This is a genomic window from Variovorax sp. Root318D1, assembly GCF_001424835.1.
Lineage (GTDB): Bacteria > Pseudomonadota > Gammaproteobacteria > Burkholderiales > Burkholderiaceae_C > Variovorax.
The window spans coordinates 154,714-174,739 of record NZ_LMCQ01000001.1; the positions used below are offsets into that span (position 1 = coordinate 154,714).

General features: G+C 65.7%; 18 protein-coding genes. 15 read left to right on the plus strand and 3 right to left on the minus strand.

The window, feature by feature from the left end:
* Position 1: 1 nt before the first annotated feature.
* The 13 genes from ASC78_RS00660 to ASC78_RS00720 all read left to right on the plus strand — a co-directional run bounded on the left by ASC78_RS00660 (position 2) and on the right by ASC78_RS00720 (position 13,917).
* On the plus strand, positions 2-958 hold the full coding sequence (locus tag ASC78_RS00660; RefSeq protein WP_055795163.1) for an ABC transporter permease: 957 nt from the start codon (positions 2-4) through the stop codon (positions 956-958).
* Positions 955-1,842: an ABC transporter permease gene (locus tag ASC78_RS00665; protein ID WP_055795165.1), complete on the plus strand. Its 888-nt coding sequence runs from the start codon at positions 955-957 to the stop codon at positions 1,840-1,842. The genes ASC78_RS00660 and ASC78_RS00665 overlap by 4 nt, the downstream gene beginning before the upstream one ends.
* Positions 1,843-1,853: 11 nt before the next feature.
* Positions 1,854-2,915 (plus strand): ABC transporter ATP-binding protein, encoded by a 1,062-nt coding sequence (locus ASC78_RS00670; RefSeq protein ID WP_055795166.1) that lies wholly within the window; start codon positions 1,854-1,856, stop codon positions 2,913-2,915.
* A complete protein-coding gene (locus tag ASC78_RS00675; protein WP_055795878.1) occupies positions 2,915-3,904 on the plus strand; it encodes an ABC transporter ATP-binding protein in 990 nt (329 codons plus the stop codon). Before ASC78_RS00670 ends, ASC78_RS00675 begins: the two co-directional genes overlap by 1 nt.
* 9 nt (positions 3,905-3,913) lie before the next feature.
* Positions 3,914-5,242: an NAD(P)/FAD-dependent oxidoreductase gene (locus tag ASC78_RS00680; RefSeq protein WP_055795167.1), complete on the plus strand. Its 1,329-nt coding sequence runs from the start codon at positions 3,914-3,916 to the stop codon at positions 5,240-5,242.
* A gap of 30 nt (positions 5,243-5,272) precedes the next feature.
* Positions 5,273-5,626, plus strand: a complete 354-nt coding sequence (locus tag ASC78_RS00685; protein WP_055795169.1) for a cupin domain-containing protein — start codon at positions 5,273-5,275, stop codon at positions 5,624-5,626.
* A gap of 5 nt (positions 5,627-5,631) precedes the next feature.
* A complete protein-coding gene (locus tag ASC78_RS00690) occupies positions 5,632-6,558 on the plus strand; it encodes a 2-hydroxyacid dehydrogenase (RefSeq protein WP_055795171.1) in 927 nt (308 codons plus the stop codon).
* Between the two features lie 29 nt (positions 6,559-6,587).
* The gene (thrC, locus tag ASC78_RS00695) at positions 6,588-8,003 is read left to right on the plus strand and encodes a threonine synthase (protein ID WP_055795879.1); all 1,416 of its coding nucleotides are present in this window, start codon (positions 6,588-6,590) and stop codon (positions 8,001-8,003) included.
* A gap of 7 nt (positions 8,004-8,010) precedes the next feature.
* Positions 8,011-8,970, plus strand: coding sequence for a homoserine kinase (locus tag ASC78_RS00700; protein WP_055795173.1), 960 nt, complete (start codon positions 8,011-8,013; stop codon positions 8,968-8,970).
* A gap of 38 nt (positions 8,971-9,008) precedes the next feature.
* Positions 9,009-10,211, plus strand: coding sequence for a glycine C-acetyltransferase (gene kbl / locus ASC78_RS00705; RefSeq protein ID WP_055795175.1), 1,203 nt, complete (start codon positions 9,009-9,011; stop codon positions 10,209-10,211).
* Entirely contained in the window at positions 10,208-11,206 is a 999-nt protein-coding gene (locus ASC78_RS00710; RefSeq protein WP_055795177.1) for an NAD-dependent epimerase/dehydratase family protein, read from the plus strand. Before kbl ends, ASC78_RS00710 begins: the two co-directional genes overlap by 4 nt.
* 22 nt (positions 11,207-11,228) lie before the next feature.
* Positions 11,229-12,698, plus strand: coding sequence for an NAD-dependent succinate-semialdehyde dehydrogenase (locus tag ASC78_RS00715; protein WP_055795179.1), 1,470 nt, complete (start codon positions 11,229-11,231; stop codon positions 12,696-12,698).
* 283 nt (positions 12,699-12,981) lie between these two features.
* Positions 12,982-13,917 (plus strand): methyltransferase domain-containing protein, encoded by a 936-nt coding sequence (locus tag ASC78_RS00720; protein WP_200934234.1) that lies wholly within the window; start codon positions 12,982-12,984, stop codon positions 13,915-13,917.
* On the opposite strand, the gene ASC78_RS00725 is transcribed toward ASC78_RS00720, so the two are convergent.
* Positions 13,902-15,527: a class I SAM-dependent methyltransferase gene (locus ASC78_RS00725; RefSeq protein WP_055795180.1), complete on the minus strand. Its 1,626-nt coding sequence runs from the start codon at positions 15,525-15,527 to the stop codon at positions 13,902-13,904. The two genes, ASC78_RS00720 and ASC78_RS00725, sit on opposite strands and share 16 nt — an antisense overlap.
* A 98-nt stretch (positions 15,528-15,625) precedes the next feature.
* Here ASC78_RS00725 and ASC78_RS00730 point away from each other — a divergent pair, with 98 nt between their 5' ends.
* Positions 15,626-16,960, plus strand: a complete 1,335-nt coding sequence (locus ASC78_RS00730) for a rhamnan synthesis F family protein (protein WP_235504936.1) — start codon at positions 15,626-15,628, stop codon at positions 16,958-16,960.
* Between the two features lie 53 nt (positions 16,961-17,013).
* Here the strand turns inward: ASC78_RS00730 and ASC78_RS00735 are convergent, their stop codons facing one another.
* The gene (locus tag ASC78_RS00735; protein WP_055795184.1) at positions 17,014-17,370 is read right to left on the minus strand and encodes a cupin domain-containing protein; all 357 of its coding nucleotides are present in this window, start codon (positions 17,368-17,370) and stop codon (positions 17,014-17,016) included.
* A 2-nt stretch (positions 17,371-17,372) separates the two neighbouring features.
* Positions 17,373-18,071 carry an HAD-IA family hydrolase gene (locus tag ASC78_RS00740; protein ID WP_055795186.1) on the minus strand — a complete coding sequence of 233 codons (699 nt, stop codon included), beginning with the start codon at positions 18,069-18,071 and terminating at the stop codon, positions 17,373-17,375.
* 411 nt (positions 18,072-18,482) lie between these two features.
* Here ASC78_RS00740 and adh point away from each other — a divergent pair, with 411 nt between their 5' ends.
* Positions 18,483-20,003, plus strand: coding sequence for an aldehyde dehydrogenase (gene adh, locus ASC78_RS00745; RefSeq protein WP_055795188.1), 1,521 nt, complete (start codon positions 18,483-18,485; stop codon positions 20,001-20,003).
* The last annotated feature ends 23 nt before the right edge of the window (positions 20,004-20,026 follow it).

Consider the following 20,026-nt stretch of genomic DNA (forward strand, 5'->3'; position numbering starts at 1 on the left):
CATGGCACGCTACCTCATCCGCCGCTTGTTGCAGTCGCTGCTGCTGCTCGCGCTTGTCTCGATGATCGCCTTCGCGATCCTGCATCTCGCACCCGGGGGGCCGCTGTCGCAGTTCCTGGCCACTGGCGACCTCGGCCAGGAAGACGTCGATCGGCTGATGGAGCAATACGGCTTGAATCGGCCCTTGCCGATCCAGTATCTGGACTGGGCTGGAAACCTCATCACAGGCGACTGGGGCAACTCGTACCGCGACCAGCTGCCGGTGTTGAAAAAGATTGGCTTGCACATCGGTCCGACGCTCGAACTCATGATCGCCTCGACGCTGCTCGCGATGTTCATCGGCGGCATGATCGGCATCCTGGGCGCGGTGCGGCGCTATTCGATCTTTGACCACTTGGCCACGGTGGGCGCCATGGTTGCCCTGTCCATTCCCACCTTCTGGTTCGGGCTGGCGGTCATCTATGTGTTCTCGGTGAACCTCGGTTGGCTGCCGGCGGGCAACCGCGAAAACATTGGAGACGGTTCCTTCATTGACCGGCTGAGGCACCTGGTGCTGCCTTGCATCGTGCTGGCGCTGGTCTCCACTGCAGTCTGGAGCCGCTACATGCGCTCGTCGATGCTCGACGTCATCAACCAGGACTACATCCGCACGGCCAAGTCCAAAGGCGTGCCCGCCATGCAGATCCTGCTGCGCCACGCGCTTCGCAACGCGCTGCTGCCGATGATCACGATCACCGGCCTGCACGTGTCCACGCTGCTGAGCGGCGCGTTGGTGACGGAGACCGTGTTCACCTGGCCGGGCATGGGCCGGCTGTTCCTCGACAGCGTGAGCAATCGCGACTACCCCGTGGTGATGGGGATGCTGATGTTCACGGCTTGCATGGTTCTGCTGGGCAGCCTGCTCGCCGACCTTCTCTACTCCGTCGCGGACCCGCGCATCAAAGGAGCATCGAAATGAGTGCCGTCCAGACCGCATCGCTGGCTCCGCCGCGCCGGACGTTCGCCGAGCGCTATCCGGCCCTGAGGCGCTTCATGCGCCACCGGGTGGCGCTCCTGGGCGTAGGCGTCGTGCTGTTCATGACGCTCTTCAGCTTCGTGGGCCCTTGGCTGATCCCGTTCAATGACACCGACACCGACATCCGCGCACGGCTGACGGCGCCGTTCGCGGGCCCGCACCTGCTCGGAACCGATCCGCTGGGCCGGGACATCCTGGCGCGCCTGATGTATGCCGGCCGCATCTCCCTGTCCATCGGCTTCGCGGCCACCGCACTGTCGGTGGTGGTGGGCGTCCTGGTCGGTCTCGTGGCGGGCTTCTACCGCGGTGCGATCGGGGCTGCGCTGATGCGGTTCGTGGACGCCATGCTTTGCTTCCCGACCATCTTTCTGCTGCTGGCCATCGCGGCTTTGATCGAGCCGTCCGTCACGTCCATTGTGGTCTTGATCGCCGTGGCAAGCTGGATGGAAGTGGCGCGCGTGGTGGAAGGGCAGATACGCTCACTGCGCGAACGCGATTTCGCGCTGGCTGCGGAATCGCTCGGCGCCAGCGACATCCGCATCATGTTCCGCGAACTCTTGCCCAACGCCGTCGCGCCCATCGTGGTGGCTGCGACGCTGAACATCGCGCACGCCATCCTGGCCGAGTCGTACATCAGCTTCCTGGGCTTCGGCATCCAGCCGCCGACGCCGAGCTGGGGAAACATGCTGGAAAACGCGCAGAGCTACCTGACCAACGCGCCTTGGCTCGCCATCGTGCCGGGGGTGGCCATCACGCTCACGGTCACGAGCTTCAATTTCATTGGTGACGGCCTGCGCGACGCGCTGGACGCGAAACTGGATCGTTGAGGGTGATTGACATGAATCTTTACGAACCGATCCGCATCCGCGATGCTCAATCCGCCGCTGAAGCGGGGAACATCCTGGACGTACGCGATCTGAACGTCTCCTTCCGTACAGCGGGCGGAACCGTGCATGCCGTGCGTGACGTCAGCTTCTCGGTGCGCCGCGGCGAAACACTCGCGCTGGTGGGGGAAACCAGTTCCGGCAAGAGCGTGACCTGCCTGGGCCTGCTCGGCCTCACGCCGCCCGCGCCGTACTGCACGATCACGGGTTCCGCGCGGCTGGCGGCGCGCGATGGCAAGACGTTCGAGCTGGTCGGCACGCCCGAGCGCGTGATGCGCCAGGTGCGCGGCGGCGTCGCTTCGGTGATCTTCCAGGAACCGATGACGTCGCTCAATCCCGTGCACACCGTCGGCGCGCAGATCTGCGAGAGCTTGCGAATCCACCTCGGGATGAGCGCGCGTGCCGCCACGGACCGAGCTGCCGACCTCTTGAACCAGGTCGGCATCTCGGATCCGAAGCGGCGCCTCACGAACTACCCGCACGAGCTGTCCGGCGGCATGCGGCAGCGCGTGATGATCGCCATGGCGATTGCGTGCGAGCCTTCGCTGCTGATCGCGGATGAGCCCACCACCGCGCTCGACGTCACCATCCAGGCGCAGATCCTCGAGTTGTTGGAAAAGCTGCAATCGCAGACCCGGATGGCCATGATCTACATCACGCACAACCTCGGCACGGTCGCCGAGATCGCAGATCGCGTCATGGTGAAGTATGCGGGCCGGATCGTCGAGCAGGCCGATGTCGTTCCGTTGTTCACGGAGCCGCGGCATCCCTACAGCCGTGGCCTGATCCACTCGGTTCCGCGGCTTCATTCGAATCGGGCCCGCAAAACTGCGCTGTTCGCGATTCCGGGCAATGTTCCGGATCCGGCCGCGCACCCGCCGGGTTGCACCTTCGGGCCGCGCTGCGGCCACTTCGAGCCGGGCCGCTGCGATGCCGCGGTGCCGGACCTGGAGAACGTCACGCCGGGCCATCAGGTGCGATGCGTCCGTTGGCCGGAACTTGAAGGAGCCGCATGATGCAGCAACAACACCTTACGCCCCCCTTGTTGCAAGTCGAGGGTTTGCACAAGTGGTTTCCGCTGGGTGGCGGCTGGCTGGGAAAGCCGGCGCAGAACGTCAAGGCAGTCAACGGCGTCAGCTTCGAGATTCGCCGAGGCGAGGTGCTGAGTCTCGTGGGCGAAAGCGGCTCGGGCAAAAGCACAATTGGCCGCGCCATCCTGAACCTGGAACCGCCGACGGCCGGGCAGGTGCACTTCGATGGAGAACCCCTGGTGGGCCTCACGCGGCGCCAGATGCGACCGCTGCGGCGCGCGATGCAGATGGTGTTCCAGGACCCGTACTCGTCCCTGAACCCGAAACACACGGTTGAGGAACTGCTCTCGGCGCCGCTGGAAATCCATATGCCGGAGCTCACGATGCAGGAGCGGCGGGACCGCATCGACGCCGTGCTGAAAACCGTCGGACTGAATCCGGCGCACCGTTCGCGCTATCCGCACGAGTTCTCCGGCGGGCAGCGCCAGCGGATCGGAATCGCCCGTGCGCTGATGACCGAACCACAACTGCTGGTGGCCGACGAGCCCGTGTCTTCCCTCGACGTGTCAGTGCAGGCCCAGGTGATCAATCTGCTGCTGGAGCTGAAGCAAAGGCTCGGCCTCACGATGCTGTTCATCAGCCACGACCTCGCCGTGGTGGGCCATATTTCGGACCGCATAGCAGTGATGTATCTGGGACGCCTCGTGGAGATCGGCGACGCGGAGTCGTTGCTGAACAACCCGCGGCATCCGTATACGCGTGCCCTGATGGCCGCGGTGCCGAACATCGATCCGCGGCAGCGGCGTCCACGCGAACTGCTCAAGGGCGACATCCCCAGCCCGCTGTCGCCCCCGTCGGGCTGCGCGTTCCGCACGCGCTGCCCCCATGCCCAGTCGGCGTGCGCGAGCGGCGTGCCCGAACTCAGGATCGTCGATCGGAACCACGCCACTGCGTGCATCCGCGACGACATCTAACGCAAGCTCATGTCTCCACCCATTCTTCGCATCCGCAGCGACGACAAGCTGCCCGAACGAGCCGACGTCGTGGTCATTGGCGGCGGCATCGTCGGCGTTTGCACGGCCTATTTCCTGGCCAAGCGCGGCCTGTCGGTCGCGCTTCTCGAGAAAGGCTACATCGGCGGCGAACAGTCCAGCCGCAACTGGGGCTGGTGCCGCCAGCAGAACCGCGACGTGCGCGACCTGCCGCTCGCGACGCGGGCGCTGAGCCTCTGGGAGGAGATGACGCGCGACATCGGGCGGGACCTGGGGTTTCGTCGCTGCGGCCTGTACTACGCCACCGACAAGCCGCAGCAACTGGCCACGTGGGAGAGCTGGGGCCAAAACATAGGACGGCCTGGCGGCGTCCGCACCCGCATGCTCACAGCGGGGGAGGCCGCGAGCGTGATGAAGGGCAGCGGTTCGCGAAAGTGGTTGGGCGGTGTGCACTCGATGGACGACGGCACGGCAGAGCCTGCCCTTGCTGCCCCAGGCATCGCCGAAGGAGCACGGGCGCTTGGCGCCACGGTCCACCAGGATTGCGCGGCCCGCGGCCTCGACATCAGCAATGGCGCGGTCACCGGCGTGATCACGGAACGCGGCCTGATCAAGACCAGCGCCGTCGTGTGTTCCGGCGGAGCCTGGGCATCCGCGTTCTGCCGCCGCCACGGCATTTCCTTCCCGCAGGCGAGCGTGCGCGCGTCCGTCCTGCGCACCCGTCCCATCGACGGCCTGCCGGCGGCGCTCTCTGCGCCGGAGTGCTCGCTGACGCGCCGCCTGGAAGGCGGCTACAACCTGGCGATCAGCGGGAAGGCGAAGCTCGAATTGACGCCGCAGGGGCTGCGCTACGCACGCGAATTCATGCCGATGTTCATGAAGCGCATCAAGGCCGTGGAATTCGGCATTGGCCGATCCTTCTTCCGGGGCCCTGAAGCGCTCGGCAGCTGGCGATTCGACGAGGCGTCGCCGTTCGAGCAGATCCGCGTCCTCGATCCCGCGCCGGATCCGCGGGCGATCCGCCACCTGCTCGGCTGCTTCCAGAACCTGTACCCCGCGCTCAAGGACGTGACGGTGGACCAGGCCTGGGCTTCCTACATTGACAGCACGCCGGACGGCGTGCCGGTCATTTCGCCGGTCGATGCCATCAAGGGGTTCGTACTCGCAGCTGGGTTCAGCGGACATGGCTTCGGCACCGGCCCTGCCACGGGGCAACTTGTTGCGAGCCTGGTCACCGGCGAGGAGCCACCCGTCGATCCCACGCCCTACCGTTTCTCGCGCTTTGCCGACGGCTCGAAGGTCACGGTCGGCGCCTTCTGATTTCTTATCTTCCAAAAAGGACCCTCTCTCATGAGCAATCTCACCTTCTTCAAGTATGACGACCTGGGCACCGCGCGCGAAGGCGGCCCGCTGCCAGAGCGCGTCATCGAAGGCAACGCGGAATTCAAGAACTGGGACGTCGAACGTTCTGACGATGAAAAAGTGCGCGCCGGGGTCTGGGAGACGACGCCGGGTACCTTCCGGTCCATCAAGGGTGGCACCATGGAGTTCTGCTACATCCTCTCGGGCATTTCCGAGGTGACCGAAGACGGAAAGCCGCCGGTGCGGGTACAGGCGGGCGACGCGTTCGTGATGAAGCCCGACTTCACCGGCGTTTGGCGCTGCATCGAGACCACTCGCAAGATCTGGGTCGTCTACAAGTAAGCGCCATGGCTTTCGTGTACAAGGCAGACCCCGTGCGCGGGGCGGAGTGGGCGCGTCTGTTCGCCGCCAAGGCGCCCGACATTCCGTTTCATATCTGGCCCGACATCGGAGAGCCGGACCGGGTGCGCTATCTTGCCGCGTGGGTGCCACCGCAGGACATAGAACGGCAGTTCCCCAACCTGGAGCTCTTCTTCTCCACGGGCGCGGGGATCGACCAGTTCGACCTGACTGTGCTTCCGCCGGAACTGCCGGTGGTGCGCATGGCGGAGCCCGGCGTCGTCGCAGGCATGGTGGAGTACGCCACGATGGCTGTGCTCGCGCTTCACCGGGACCTGCCAACGTACATCCGGCAGCAGCGAGAGGCCCGTTGGGCTGCGCACCGCGTCTATCCCGCATCGAAGCGGCGCGTGAGCGTCCTCGGCCTGGGTGTGCTCGGATGCGCTGTGCTGGACCAGCTGCGCACACTCGGCTTCCAGCTTGCCGGATGGAGCCGAACGCGCCGCCAGATTGACGGCGTGGCGTGCTACGCGGGTCGGGAAGAACTGGCGGCGATGCTGGCCGGCACCGACATCCTCGTGTGCCTGCTTCCCCTTACCCAGGAGACGCGCGGCATTCTCGACTCCAAACTGTTTCAGCATCTGCCGCGCGGTGCATCGCTTGTGCATGTCGGCCGAGGGGCGCACCTTGACCACCAGGCGCTGCTCGATGCGCTGGAGAGCGGCGGGCTGTCGAGCGCGGTCGTTGATGTCACCGATCCAGAGCCGCTGCCGGCGGGCCACCCCTTCTGGGCGCACCCGAAGATCCTGCTCACGCCGCACATCGCGAGCATGACGCAGCCGGAGACGGCCGTGGAACAGGTGCTTGACAACATCCGCTGCCACCAGGCGGGCGCTCCGCTGATGGGGCTCGTCGATCGTTCGCGGGGATATTGAGACCCCCTCGTCAAGAAATGAAACCCACGATGCTGTACCTGTCCACCCGCGGCCATCCCGACCGCAAGCACTTCTGCGAAATTCTGCTGGAGGGCCTGGCGCCCGACGGCGGCTTGTATCTGCCAGAGCAATACCCGCAGGTCACAACCGAGCAGTTGTCCAAGTGGCGCGATCTGCCGTATGCGGAGCTCGCCTTTGAAGTCCTCTCGCTCTATATCGACGACATCCCCGCCGAGGACCTGCGCGCAATTTGCCGCAAGACCTATTCCGAAGAGGTGTTCGGCACGAAGGAGATCGTGCCGCTCAAGCCGCTGGAAGACGGCGTGTGGCTCGAAGCCCTGTCCAACGGCCCGACGCTGGCCTTCAAGGACATGGCCATGCAGCTGCTGGGTAACCTGTTCGAGTACGAGTTGGCCCGCCGCGGCGAGGAGCTCAACATTCTGGGTGCCACCTCGGGTGACACGGGCAGCGCTGCCGAATACGCGATGAAGGGCAAGAAGGGTGTGCGCGTGTTCATGACGTCGCCGCACGGCCGCATGAGTCCGTTCCAGCAGGCGCAAATGTTCAGCCTGCAGGACGCGAACATCCACAACATCGCGATCGAGGGCGTGTTCGACGACTGCCAGGACATCGTCAAGGCCGTGTCCAACGATCTCGAGTTCAAGCACAAGTACAAGATCGGCACGGTCAACTCCATCAACTGGGCGCGGCTCGCGGCCCAGGCTGTGTACTACTTTGCCGGCTACTTCCAAGCTACGAAGTCCAACACCGAACAGGTGAGCTTCACCGTGCCGTCGGGCAACTTCGGGAACATCTGCGCCGGCCATGTGGCGCGCATGATGGGCCTGCCCATCGACAAGCTCGTGCTCGCCACGAACGAGAACGACGTGCTGGACGAGTTCTTCCGCACCGGCATCTACCGGGTCCGCGGCAGCGCCGACACCTACGAGACTTCCAGTCCGTCGATGGACATCTCCAAGGCCAGCAACTTCGAGCGTTTCGTGTTCGACCTGCTGGGCCGCGACGCGGGCACAGTCAAGCGTCTGTTCGGCGAGGAGCTCGTGACCAAGGGCCTCTTCGACCTCAGCGCCGACCCCGTATTCACGCTGGCTCATGCGCGCTACGGGTTCCTGAGCGGCAAGAGCACACACGCCGACCGCCTGACGACGATCCGCGACACGCACCAGCGCTTTGGCGTGACGATAGACACCCACACGGCCGACGGGCTGAAGGTGGCGCGCCACTTCGTGCAGCCCGATGTACCGATGATCGTGCTGGAGACGGCGCTGCCGATCAAGTTCGCCGCGACCATCGTCGAAGCCTTGGGCCACGAGCCCGACCGGCCCGCGCGGTTCCAGGGCATCGAAGATCTGCCCAAGCGCGTGACGGTGCTCCCGGCGGATGCGGTGCAGGTCAAGGCATTCGTCTCCGCACACCTGTCCTGATCGCAGCATGGCTGTCTTCACCGAAGTTCCCTACGACGAGGCTGCAGCTTTCCTCCGGCGGCTGGGCCTTGGCAACCTGCAGGCCATGGCCGCTTGCAATGGCGGCATCGAGAACACCAACTACTTCGTGGACACGGATAGCGGCGAGTACGTGCTGACGCTGTTCGAGCGCCTGGCATGGGAGCAATTGCCGTTCTACCTGCACTTGATGCAGCATCTGGCCGATCGCGGCGTTCCGGTGCCGAGGCCGGCGCCAGATGCCGACGGTCGCATCCTGCACCGTCTCAAGGACAAGCCGGCCGCAGTGGTGGGAAGGTTGCGCGGAAAGAGCGAACTGGCGCCCGATGCGCAGCAATGCAGCGCTGTGGGCGAAATGCTGGCGCGAATGCACTTGGCCGGCAGGGACTATGCCCGCCATCAGCCCAACCTGCGCGGCCTGCCGTGGTGGAAGGAAACCGTGCCGGTTCTGCTGCCCTACGTCGACAACGACCAGCGCACGCTGCTGCTGGACGAACTGGCCTTCCAGACACGCATGGCCGCATCGCCCGACTACGCAGCCCTCCCGCGCGGGCCAATTCATGCCGACCTGTTTCGCGACAACGTGATGTTCGAGGGCGGCTGCTTGAGCGGCTTCCTCGATTTCTACTTCGCGGGTTGCGACACCCTCCTGTTCGACATCGGGGTCTGTCTCAACGACTGGGGCGTGTGTCTGGACAGCGGACGCGCCGACGCCGTCCGGCGGGCAGCACTTCTGGCAGCTTACGAGTCGGTGCGCCCGCTCGCGCCTGAGGAACGTCGTCTATTGCCGGCCCTTGAGCGTGCCGCGGCCTTGCGCTTCTGGGTATCGCGGCTGCGGGACTGCTACATGCCCCGCGAAGCCGCCGCTCTGAAAGCTCATGACCCCAGCCACTTCGAACGCGTTCTGCGCCAGCGCGTGAGCGATGGCGCGGGCGCCGCCATTTTCTAGAAAGGACTTTGGGCCGCCCTGGGCCCTGACGATCAATCATGAGAACCACTGCAGATTTCTACGCCTCGCTCCGAACCGAACTCGAGCAAATACGGGCCGCTGGCCTGTTCAAGCTCGAGCGCACGATCCAATCGCCACAAGGAAGCCAGATCGCCACCGCCGATGGGCGGGAAGTGATCAATCTCTGCGCGAACAACTATCTGGGCCTGTCGTCCCATCCTGGCGTCATCGAGGCCGCCCATGACGCACTGGCTGCGCGCGGGTTCGGTCTGAGTTCCGTCCGATTCATCTGCGGAACGCAGGATGTCCACAAAACGCTCGAAGCCCGGCTCTCGCAATTTCTCGGCACGGAAGACACCATCCTGTACGGGTCGGCATTCGATGCCAATGGCGGGCTGTTCGAGACGCTGCTGGGCGAGGGCGATGCCGTAATCAGCGACGAGCTCAATCACGCGTCCATCATCGATGGGATCCGGTTGTGCAAGGCCAAGCGATACCGCTACCGACACAACGACGTGATGGACCTGCGCGAGCAACTGAAAGCGGCGGATGAAGCGGGAGCCCGGTACAAGCTGGTGTTCACCGACGGAGTGTTCTCGATGGACGGGACCATCGCCCGCCTGGACGAAATCCGTGATGTCTGCGATGAGTTCGGGGCCTTGCTAGGCGTTGACGATTCACACGCCACCGGTTTTCTCGGCAAGCGAGGGCGCGGCACCCATGAATACCGCGGTGTCTTCGGCAAGGTGGACATCATCACCGGCACGCTGGGCAAGGCTCTGGGCGGTGCATCCGGAGGGTTCACGAGCGCCAGGGCGGACGTCGTTCAGTTGCTGCGCCAGCGCTCGCGGCCCTATCTGTTCTCGAACAGCCTGGCACCGGTGATCGTCGGCGCGACCTTGAAGGTGCTCGACCTGCTGGAGGCCGACACGAACCTGCGCGACAGCCTGGAGGACAACACGCGCTACTTCCGCGCCGGGCTCGCGGCACGCGGTTTCAAACTGAAGCCAGGCGAACACCCGATCATCCCGGTGATGCTCCATGACGCGGAGCTCTCTCAGATGTTGGCTCGTCGGTTGCTCGAACTCGGGGTCTACGTGACTGGATTCTTCTACCCCGTCGTGCCCAAGGGCCAGGCGCGCATCCGCGTTCAGATCAGCGCGCAGCACACCCGTGCCCAGCTTGACGCTGCGTTGAGCGCCTTCGCGCAAGCCGGCAAAGAACTGGGGGTGGTCGCATGACCGGATTCCCTCGCATTCTGGTCATCGGCGCCAACGGCCAGTTGGGCACGGAGCTTTCCCTTGCGCTGGCGGACCGCTACGGCGCGGACAACGTGGTGGGCAGTGACCGTCTGGAGGTGGGCCGGCATGCCAATCTCCGCTATGAGATGCTGGACGCCACGGACTTCGGCCAACTCACGAAGGTGGTCGAGAAGCATCGAATCACCCAGATCTACCATCTCGCGGCGGCCTTGTCGGCAACCGGCGAGACTGCACCCGACTGGGCATGGAAACTCAACATGGGCAGCCTGTTGAACGTCCTGGAGGTCGCGCGGCAGCGCAAGCTGGACAAAGTGTTCTGGCCCAGCTCCATCGCCGCCTTTGGTCCGACGACACCCGCCGATGCCACACCTCAACGAACGGTCATGGAGCCCAGCACCGTCTACGGCATCTCGAAGCTGGCCGGGGAGGGCTGGTGCCGCTGGTACTTCGAGAACCATGGCGTCGATGTTCGCGGCCTGCGCTATCCGGGACTGATTTCCTACAAGGCAAGCCCCGGCGGTGGAACGACCGACTACGCGATCGACATCTTCCACGCGGCCCTTAAAAGAGAACGCTACACCTGCTTTCTTGCCGAGGATGAACCGCTGCCCATGCTCTACATGGACGACGCGGTGCGCGGGACCCTGGAGTTGATGGAAGCCCCCAGTTCGGCCATCTTCGAACGCGGCAGCTACAACCTCGCCGGCGTGAGCTTCACGCCCCGCGAGATCGCGCAGGAGATACGCAAGCACCTGCCCGACTTCGAGATCGTGTATCAGCCCGATTTTCGACAGGCGATTGCCAGCGGGTGGCCCGATTCGATCGATGACAGCTGTGCACGTCGCGACTGGGGCTGGGCTCCGAAGTACGACCTTGCGGCCACTGTCCGCGACATGCTGAAGAACCTGTCTCCCATGTTGATGCCAAGCGCGGAGCTCGGTGTGGCAAATGGCGAGCAAGTGGCCGCAAATTGACAACCCCTGAATGACAAACACCATGACACTGACTCTCGAACGCACGGACCTGATGCCCGGACGCCAGTTGATCGGCGCCGAATGGCGCGAGGCGAGCGACAAACGCCGCCTCGACGTCACCGACCCTGCCACCAACGACATCTTTGCCAGCGTGCCCGACGGCAGCGCCGCTGATGCGCGCGCGGCCGTCGATGCCGCCCATGCCGCCTTCCCGGCCTGGCGGGCCGTGCCCGCCAAGCAGCGCGCCCAGACCATCAAGCGCTGGAATGACCTGGTGATGGCGCACCAGGAGGATCTCGGCCGGCTGATCTCGCGCGAGCAGGGCAAACCGCTGGCCGAGGGTCGGGGCGAGGTGGCCTATGCCGCCAGCTACATCGAATGGTTTGCCGAGGAAGCCACCCGCGCCAACGGCGATGTCATTCCCGCGCCGGTGCCTGGCCGGCGCATGTTCGCGCTGAAGGAGCCGGTCGGCGTGGTCGCCACCATCACGCCGTGGAATTTCCCGGCCGCCATGATCGCCCGCAAGATCGCGCCCGCGTTGGCTGCGGGCTGCACCGTGGTTTGCAAGCCGGCCGAGGACACGCCGCTGACCTCCCTCGCCTTGGTCAAGCTGGCCCAGGAGGCTGGGGTGCCGGCGGGCGTGATCAACATCGTTACCGCCTCGCGCGAACGCACGCCCGAGGTGGTGGACGTGTGGCTGGACGACGCACGCGTGCGCAAGATCAGCTTCACCGGCTCCACGCCGGTGGGCCAGCACCTGGCGCGCCGTTCGGCCGACACGCTGAAAAAGTTGTCGCTCGAGCTGGGCGGCAACGCGCCCTTCATCGTGTTCGAAGACGCTGACGTCGATGCCGCGGTCGAAGGCCTGATGGCTGCCAAGTTCCGCAACGGCGGCCAGACCTGCGTCTCCCCGAATCGCGTGTTCGTGCAGGCCAAGGTGCATGACGCCTTCGTCGACAAGTTGGCGGCGCGCGTGGGTGCGCTCAAGGTTGGACCCGCCACCGATGCTGGTTCGCAAATCGGTCCGATGATCAATGCGCGCGCGGTCGAGAAGATCGAACGCCATGTGCAGGACGCGGTCGCCAGGGGCGCCAAAGTGCTGACCGGTGGAAAGCGTCTTGTCGATCTGGGCCCGAACTACTACACGCCCACGGTGCTGGTGAGCGCCAATGCCACCATGGCCTGCAGCTGCGAGGAAACCTTCGGGCCGGTGGTTCCGATCACGCGCTTCGACACCGAAGCCGAGGTGATCGAGGCAGCCAACGACACGCCCTTCGGCCTCGCGGCGTACTTCTACTCGCAGGACGTGCGCCGGATCTGGCGCGTGGCCGAGGCGCTGGAGACAGGCATCGTCGGCATCAACGAAGGCGCGCTCGCCGCGGAGGCTGCGCCCTTCGGCGGCGTCAAGGCTTCAGGCTACGGACGCGAGGGCTCGGTGCACGGACTCGACGACTACCTGCACACCAAGTACGTGTGCCAGGGGCAGCTGTAGCAGCTTACGGTCCCAACCTGGAATGCGGGTGTGCGCGTCCAACGAAGTGGCCGTGCCCTGCGAACTGAACGGTCTTCGCGGTCCGGCCGCGCTAAAGCGCCCTCGCGCCTGTCTGGCCGCGCTGCATCTTATTCAGTGTATGAGGCTCTGCAGCTCTCGCACGTCGTCTTGCGTTTCGATGGTCATGCGAGTTTCTTGTGAAGAGAAGATCGCGCTGTAGAGCGCAAAAGGCACGAGTGATCGGGGTGGCCCCGGCGCGCGGTCCGTGCGAACATCCGCGCCCATGAGCGACATTCATTTCGGTATCGACCGCTTTTCGCACTTTCAGGGCGTGCTGCGCCTTGCAGGCCATGCCTTCTCGCGCAGCGCCGAGGTGCAGGCCATCGAATTGCTGCTGGGCGACGGGCAGGTGGCGGTCCTCGCGCGCATCCGGCTGCCGAGCGTGGACCTGGCAGGGCGCCACGGCCGGGTCGCGGTGGCCTGCCGCTTCGACGAGACGCTGGTGGTGGGCGAGGATATCGCGCCGCTGCTGTCCGCGCGCTTGCGCATCCGTCTGAGCGACGGGCGCGAGCACCTGGTCGACGCCCCCGGCTCGCTCGGCCGTGAGAACCGGGTCGAGGCCCTGTTCGATCGCTTCAAGTCGATGGTGTGCACGCGGCCGCCCGGACACCTGTTGGAGGTGGGCTCGCGTGCGCGAATGGGCGTGACGCGGCGCGATTGGCTGCCGGAGGGCTGGCACTACACGGGAATGGACGTGGTACCGGGACCGAACGTGGACGTGGTGGGCGACATCCACCTGGCCAGCAGCTTCCTGCCGGCCGAAGGCTTCGACGCGGTGATGTCGCACGTGGTGTTCGAGCACCTGATGATGCCCTGGAAGGCGGCGGTCGAGATCAACCGCGTGATGCGCACGGGTGGCGTCGGCGCCATCCTTGCGCCGCAGACCTGGAGCCTGCACGAGGAGCCGTGCGACTACTTCCGGTTTTCGCGCCATGCGTGGCAGGCGCTCTTCAATGCCGCCACGGGCTTCGAGATCATCGAAGCGCGGCACGACATGCCGGCCTACATCGTCGCGCAGCACCTGATGGCGGAGACGGCCTTTCGCGAACTGCCCGGCATGCTGAGCTCGGGCGTGCTCTTTCGCAAGACCGGGCCCAGCACGGTCGACTGGCCGGTGGATCCGCGCCAGATCAGCGACGACCGCTACCCGGTGGTCTGAGCCGCGACACTGCGCCGCGCGAGGATCGACAGCGCGGGCCCGGCCGGGTGGTCGGGCTCATCATTTGCTATGCGCACGTCGTCGAAGCCGAGCGTGGCCAGCACCTGCAGCAGGGCGTCGCGTTCCATCCAGGCCGGTGCGTGCACGAGCCCGCCGCAGAAGATCGGGGCCTGCTGCTGGCCCTGGCCGTAGGGCGCGCGCCGGTGGTAGCGCACGGTGCGGCCGCGCCAGGCGATGTTCTCCACGCTGGCGACCAGGTCGCGGCGGGCGTCGCCCTGCGGCATTGCGGTGTCGTCGATCACGTGTGTCCAGAGAAACAAGGTGTCCGTGCGCTCGGCCAGCGCCTCCAGCAGCTGGAGCGGATTGGCCATGTGGTAGAGCACGCCGCTCGCGACGATGAGAGGCCAGCGGCGCGCATCGGCCGCGAAGAAGCCCATGAAGTCGCCCAGCACGAACGAGGCGTCCCGCAAGCCGCACAGTTCCTTGACGATCAGGCACTTGAGAAAGGCCTGCCTGTTGGCCTCGATCGCAAGCACCGAGCGCGCGCCAGCCTGCAGCAGCGCTGCGGTGTGCGCGGCCTCCAGCGGACCCAGCTCCAGCACGTCGCGACCCTGCAGCCCGCCGAGCGTTTCGGCCAGCCAGCGCATGCGCACGTCGTCCCAGAGGTCGCTGCGCGTGCCGGCGCTCAGGCCGAGCGCGGGTGGCAGGCTGCCGACCCAGCTGCCTCGCATCAGGTCCAGTGCGTTCTGCGGATGAGGCGAGCGCAGTTCGTAGGCGGCCTGTTCGGGCGCGCCGCCGTCATGCTCGATGTTTTCGCGCATCGCCTGTTGTGCCAGGGCCAGCCGGTCCAGGCCGCTGCCGCGCGCCCCGCGCTGCAGCACCATCAGGAACTCGCAACCCAGGCAGTCATGGAAGAAGGTCTCGCCCAGCGAGATCAGCCCGAGCTCGCGCAGCTCCTGCATGATCAACCGGAAGCTGGAAGCCGTGAACACCCAGGCATGGCAATCGCGGTAGGTGGCAGGGTCGGCGCCCAGCGCGTTGTCGTAGCCTGCGTGCGCCACGCCGGGCATGCCGAAGGGGCCCGGAGAGCCTGGTCCCCACACGGCCGCGCCGCCGCGCGTGGCGCTGTAGGCCGCCTGGTCGTAGAGCGCGCCCACGTTGTGCCGGCGGCGCCCGTCGACGAAGGCCTGCAGCACCTGGCCGGTGGTCGAGACCGGGCGGAAGTAGTCGAAGGTGTAGCGGCGATCGGGGATCAGCAGGTACAGGCGGCCAGTGTCCGACAGCGCACGCTCGCAGCGTTGCAGGAAATGGATCGGGTCGGTCAGGTGCTCGAACACGTGGCTGGCAACGATGTGCGCGAAGCGCTCGCCGGACGGCAGCAGCACATCGAGCTCGGCGCCGTCGTCGATGGCATCCACCTCCTCGATCATCGCGACGTCCACGTTCGGATCGTCCGCGTACTTGCGCCGCAGCTCGTCCGCGTTTGCGTGGTCGACCACCGACACGTTGAATCCAGCGGACTTGCGCAGGATGGGCGAGTAGGAGGCCCCGAACTCGAGGGCCCGTTCACCGGGCGCGATGTGGGAACGGATGTGGTCGCGGAAGTTCATGGGTGAAGCACGGCTGTGCGCGGGGCGTTTCAAGATGTATAAGACCCACAGTGTGGCCCAGAAGGGCCGGCTTTGACCAACCGGTGTGCGGAGACCTCATGCGATTGATCCATTCCCTCTTGTCCTTCGCGCGTCGCCGCAGCGTCCAGATGGTTCTCGGCTGTTACACCGCGGGTTCGAAGCTGCTGCAGCAGCCGGCCGTGCGCCGCGAGCGCCGGCCGCGCTTCGAATCCGACAAGGTCGTGGCGCCGCCGCACGGCGAGGTGTATGCGATCGTGGTCAAGTACGCCGGACATGGTGAATCGGCCAACTTGCATGTGCTGCTGGACGCATTGCGGCGCGCCAAGGTGAACACGGTGCTCGTGTGCAACGGCGAGGTGCCCGCGGAGGAGCTGGGCGCGCTCTCGCAGCGGGTCCACCGGGTGATGGTCCGGCGCAACGTCGGGCGCGACTTCGGCGCCTACCGCGCCGCCACGCTGAGCCTGCTGTCGCAAGGCGTGAAGCCGGAACGTATGCTGTACTTCAACGACAGCCTGCTCTACATCGAGGGCACCGAGTTGGACCGCCTGGTGGCCGAGTTCATCTTCAGCGAGTTCGACGTGGTCGGCCTGGGCGAGAACCAGTACCAGCATCACATCGGCTCCTTTGCGCTGTCCGTGAGTGGCGCCGCATTCGTACATCCAGAATTCCGCCGGTTCTGGCAGGACTACACGCCCTACGACCTGCGCAAGCACACGATCCACGCCGGCGAATTGGGCCTGACGGCCATGCTCAAGAGGCTGGCCTGCTCGATCGACGTGATCTACGACGCGACGCGGCTCGCCCGCAAGCTGCGCGACATGCCTCTGCACGAAGTGGTGGACGCCACACGATGGCTGCCGTACGGCTTTCGCCGGCATGTGCTGATGACCGTGCTGGGCCAGTCCTTCAGTGCGCGCGAACTGATCCTCAACGCCGACGTGCCGAGCGGCGGCGTTGCCGCAAGCGACGCGGCGATGGCCGATCCGGGGCCCGCCGGCACGCCGACGCTCGGCGCATTGCGCAGCCTGCGCGAAGCGGACGGACGCGTCGCCTTGCTGAGCAGGGATGCGCCCGCGCACGCGGCGCCGAAGACGAGCGAAGCGCACGCCATGGCACAAAGCGCGCAGCGGCTGTCGCGCCAGCTGCTGATCGATCACATCCTGGAGCACGTGACCAACGGCAGCCAGCTGCATTTCGGCTTCGGCCTGTTCTATCGCCTGCTGGGCTGCCCGGTGGTCAAGCGCGACCTGTTCTCGCGCGGGCTGTATCGCGAGCACGACTGCGCGGACATCCTGGACAACGTGCCCGCACCGACCCGCCAGCGACTGCTGCGAGACCTCATCAACCGGGGCCGCCTCGACATGCAGTTGGGCTTCTGGCGCGGGCTGCTCTTTCGCAACGGCATGCTCTGAGTCGGAGCCCGCGCAGCGGTCCTCAAAGCCGCAACCGGTCTGCGCAAGAAAACCTACATCGCCATCACGACAAACACCTTGCGCAACCTCTCTTGCACATGCCACTCCCCAGTGGTATTCGCGGGGAAGAACAGCGTGTCGCCCGCGCGAATTTTCAATGGCTCCTCGCCCGTCGGCGTGAAGGTGCCGACGCCCGCGAGGATGTGCATGACCTCGGCATTGGGCAGCTGGCGCTCGAAGCGGCCGGGCTCGCATTCCCAGATGCCGCTGTCGTTGCCGCCCGCTCCCGCGAGTTCGACGTCGATGCCGCGCAGGCGGCAGGGCGGCTGGGTGAGCGGGCGCGCGGGCGTGCCCTGGTCTTGCAGACCGCCGATGGTGGCGGACTGATGCAGAACGGTGATGCCGGTCATGGTCAGCGCCCCGCCTCGACGGCGTCAGCCAGCTCGGCCAGCGTGTGGAAGTGGTAGTCGGGTTCGGTGCGCTTCGACTCGATGGTGCCGCCCGACCCTTTTTGCGCGTGTCGGCGCTCGATCCAGCAGGTGGCGATGCCCAGCTGTTTGGAGATGCCGATGTCGTGGTACTGGCTCTGCGCCACATGCAGGTTGTCGGTCTGCTTGTAGCCCCATGCGCCTTCGAAGCGGCCGCGCGCATAGGCGAAGTAGCGCGCGTCGGGCTTCTCGCACAGCGCGTCGTCGCAGCTCAGCAGCATGTCGAAGGGTGAGCCGAGCGTCTTGTTGAAGTGCGCCAGCGCCCAGTGCTGCGCGTTGGTCATCGTGACCAGCTTGAAGCGCTTCTTCAGCCGCTTCAATGCTTCGACCGAATCCGGAAACGCCGGCCACTGCGCGACGGAATCGCGCAGGCCTTGTGCGAGCGCATCGTTGTCGGGCAGGCCGAGGGCGGGTGCGATGACGTGCCAGCAGCGCTCCAGGTCGTCGGGGTACCAGCCTGCGTTGCCGTCGGCGCGGGCGACGCGGTAGGCGGCCAGAAAGTCGTCGTCGCTCACGGCGGCATCGGGCACCGCAGAGCGCAGGTAGGCGAGCATGCCGCCTTCGAAGTCGATCAGCGTGCCGACCACGTCGAAGGTGAGAACCTTGAAATCTTGCAGGGACATACGAGGGGAACTCCAGTGAGAAGGGGAGGATGGCGCCGCAGCGGCCACAGGTGAGGAGGTGTCGTGCACTACAAGCATAGAAGCCACCCCAAGCCCGTTCACACCGAATTGGCCCCGCGATGCAGCACAGGATTTCGCAGTCGCGCCGATGTCAGCATCTTCTTTGGCGCGAGGTCTCAGGTTTGAGCATGAGCGCAGTGTTGCACTGTCCCTTTTCGTGACAGGTGCTCGCCGCAGCACACGCTTGTGTCGCAGTCTGGCGCAAGAAATTGCTCCGGTCCTCGGCCCAGACACGGCGAATCCCAACCAAGCCCACGTGGCACGGCAAGTGCAATGCAGCACACCAGGGGCTGCGCTGCATCTGGTTTGCGCGGTCCCCTTCCACCCCTACCCAACGGAGACGAAAAGACCATGCGATACGCCAGCCCCAACACCCCCGGTGCGAAGATCGACTTCAAGCCCGCCTACGACAACTTCATCAACGGCAAGTTCGTGCCGCCACTGAAGGGACAGTACTTCGACGTGATCACGCCGATTACCGGCAAGCCCTTCACGCGTGCGGCCCGCTCGGGCGCCGAAGACATCGAGCTTGCACTCGACGCCGCCCACGCGGCCGCGGGCAAGTGGGGCCGCACCTCGCCGTCGGAGCGCGCGAACGTGCTGCTGAAAATCGCCGACCGCCTGGAGCAGAACCTCGAACTGCTGGCCTATGCCGAGACGGTGGACAACGGCAAGCCGATCCGCGAGACGCTCAATGCCGACATTCCGCTGACCATCGACCACTTCCGCTACTTTGCAGGCTGCCTGCGTGCGCAGGAAGGCGCCCTGAGCGAGATTGACGAGAACACCATCGCCTATCACTTCCATGAACCGCTTGGCGTGGTGGGTCTGATCATCCCGTGGAACTTTCCGATCCTGATGGCCGCATGGAAGCTCGCGCCCGCCATTGCCGCGGGCAACTGCGTGGTGCTCAAGCCGGCCGAGTCGACGCCCGTGAGCATCATGGTGATGGCCGAGCTGCTGGCCGACCTGCTGCCGCCCGGCGTGCTCAACATCGTCAACGGCTACGGCCGCGAAGCCGGCATGGCGCTGGCGGGCAGCAAGCGAATTGCGAAGATCGCCTTCACGGGCTCCACGGCCACGGGCCGCGTCATCGCGCAGGCCGCGGCCGGCAACCTGATCCCCGCCACGCTGGAGCTCGGCGGCAAGAGCCCCAACATCTTCTTCGAAGACATCGCGGACGCAGACGACGACTTCTTCGACAAGGCGGTGGAAGGCCTGGTGCTGTTCGCGTTCAATCAGGGCGAGGTCTGCACCTGCCCATCGCGCGCGCTGATCCAGGAATCGATCTACGACAAGTTCATGGCGCGCGCCTTGGAGCGCATCAAGGCCATCAAGCAGGGCGACCCGCTCGACACCGACACCATGATGGGCGCCCAGGCATCGGCCATGCAGATGGACAAGATCATGAGCTACCTCGCGCTTGGCAAGGAAGAGGGCGCGCAGTGCCTCACCGGCGGCGGCCGCGCGCAGCTTGGCGGCGAGCTGGCGGGCGGCTACTACATCCAGCCCACGCTGTTCAAGGGCCACAACAAGATGCGCATCTTCCAGGAAGAGATCTTCGGCCCGGTGCTTGCCATTGCCACCTTCAAGACCGAAGCCGAGGCGCTCGAGATTGCCAACGACACGCCCTACGGTTTGGGCGCCGGCGTGTGGACGCGCGACGGCAGCACCGCCTACCGCATGGGCCGCGCGATCCAGGCCGGGCGCGTGTGGACCAACTGCTACCACGCCTATCCGGCGCATGCCACCTTCGGGGGATACAAGGAGTCGGGCATCGGCCGCGAAACGCACAAGATGATGCTCGACCACTACCAGCAGACCAAGAACCTGCTGGTGAGCTATTCGCCGAAGAAGCTCGGGTTCTTCTGAGCGCGCAGAGGCCGCGCGCGCAC

Excerpts from the sequence above, each read along its gene's own strand:
- ASC78_RS00660 (WP_055795163.1), top strand. The coding sequence starts at position 2 with ATGGCACGCTACCTCATCCGCCGCTTGTTGCAGTCGCTGCTGCTGCTC.
- ASC78_RS00665 (WP_055795165.1), top strand. The coding sequence starts at position 955 with ATGAGTGCCGTCCAGACCGCATCGCTGGCTCCGCCGCGCCGGACGTTC.
- ASC78_RS00670 (WP_055795166.1), top strand. The coding sequence starts at position 1,854 with ATGAATCTTTACGAACCGATCCGCATCCGCGATGCTCAATCCGCCGCT.
- ASC78_RS00675 (WP_055795878.1), top strand. The coding sequence starts at position 2,915 with ATGCAGCAACAACACCTTACGCCCCCCTTGTTGCAAGTCGAGGGTTTG.
- ASC78_RS00680 (WP_055795167.1), top strand. The coding sequence starts at position 3,914 with ATGTCTCCACCCATTCTTCGCATCCGCAGCGACGACAAGCTGCCCGAA.
- ASC78_RS00685 (WP_055795169.1), top strand. The coding sequence starts at position 5,273 with ATGAGCAATCTCACCTTCTTCAAGTATGACGACCTGGGCACCGCGCGC.
- ASC78_RS00690 (WP_055795171.1), top strand. The coding sequence starts at position 5,632 with ATGGCTTTCGTGTACAAGGCAGACCCCGTGCGCGGGGCGGAGTGGGCG.
- thrC (WP_055795879.1), top strand. The coding sequence starts at position 6,588 with ATGCTGTACCTGTCCACCCGCGGCCATCCCGACCGCAAGCACTTCTGC.
- ASC78_RS00700 (WP_055795173.1), top strand. The coding sequence starts at position 8,011 with ATGGCTGTCTTCACCGAAGTTCCCTACGACGAGGCTGCAGCTTTCCTC.
- kbl (WP_055795175.1), top strand. The coding sequence starts at position 9,009 with ATGAGAACCACTGCAGATTTCTACGCCTCGCTCCGAACCGAACTCGAG.
- ASC78_RS00710 (WP_055795177.1), top strand. The coding sequence starts at position 10,208 with ATGACCGGATTCCCTCGCATTCTGGTCATCGGCGCCAACGGCCAGTTG.
- ASC78_RS00715 (WP_055795179.1), top strand. The coding sequence starts at position 11,229 with ATGACACTGACTCTCGAACGCACGGACCTGATGCCCGGACGCCAGTTG.
- ASC78_RS00720 (WP_200934234.1), top strand. The coding sequence starts at position 12,982 with ATGAGCGACATTCATTTCGGTATCGACCGCTTTTCGCACTTTCAGGGC.
- ASC78_RS00725 (WP_055795180.1), bottom strand. The coding sequence starts at position 15,527 with ATGAACTTCCGCGACCACATCCGTTCCCACATCGCGCCCGGTGAACGG.
- ASC78_RS00730 (WP_235504936.1), top strand. The coding sequence starts at position 15,626 with ATGCGATTGATCCATTCCCTCTTGTCCTTCGCGCGTCGCCGCAGCGTC.
- ASC78_RS00735 (WP_055795184.1), bottom strand. The coding sequence starts at position 17,370 with ATGACCGGCATCACCGTTCTGCATCAGTCCGCCACCATCGGCGGTCTG.
- ASC78_RS00740 (WP_055795186.1), bottom strand. The coding sequence starts at position 18,071 with ATGTCCCTGCAAGATTTCAAGGTTCTCACCTTCGACGTGGTCGGCACG.
- adh (WP_055795188.1), top strand. The coding sequence starts at position 18,483 with ATGCGATACGCCAGCCCCAACACCCCCGGTGCGAAGATCGACTTCAAG.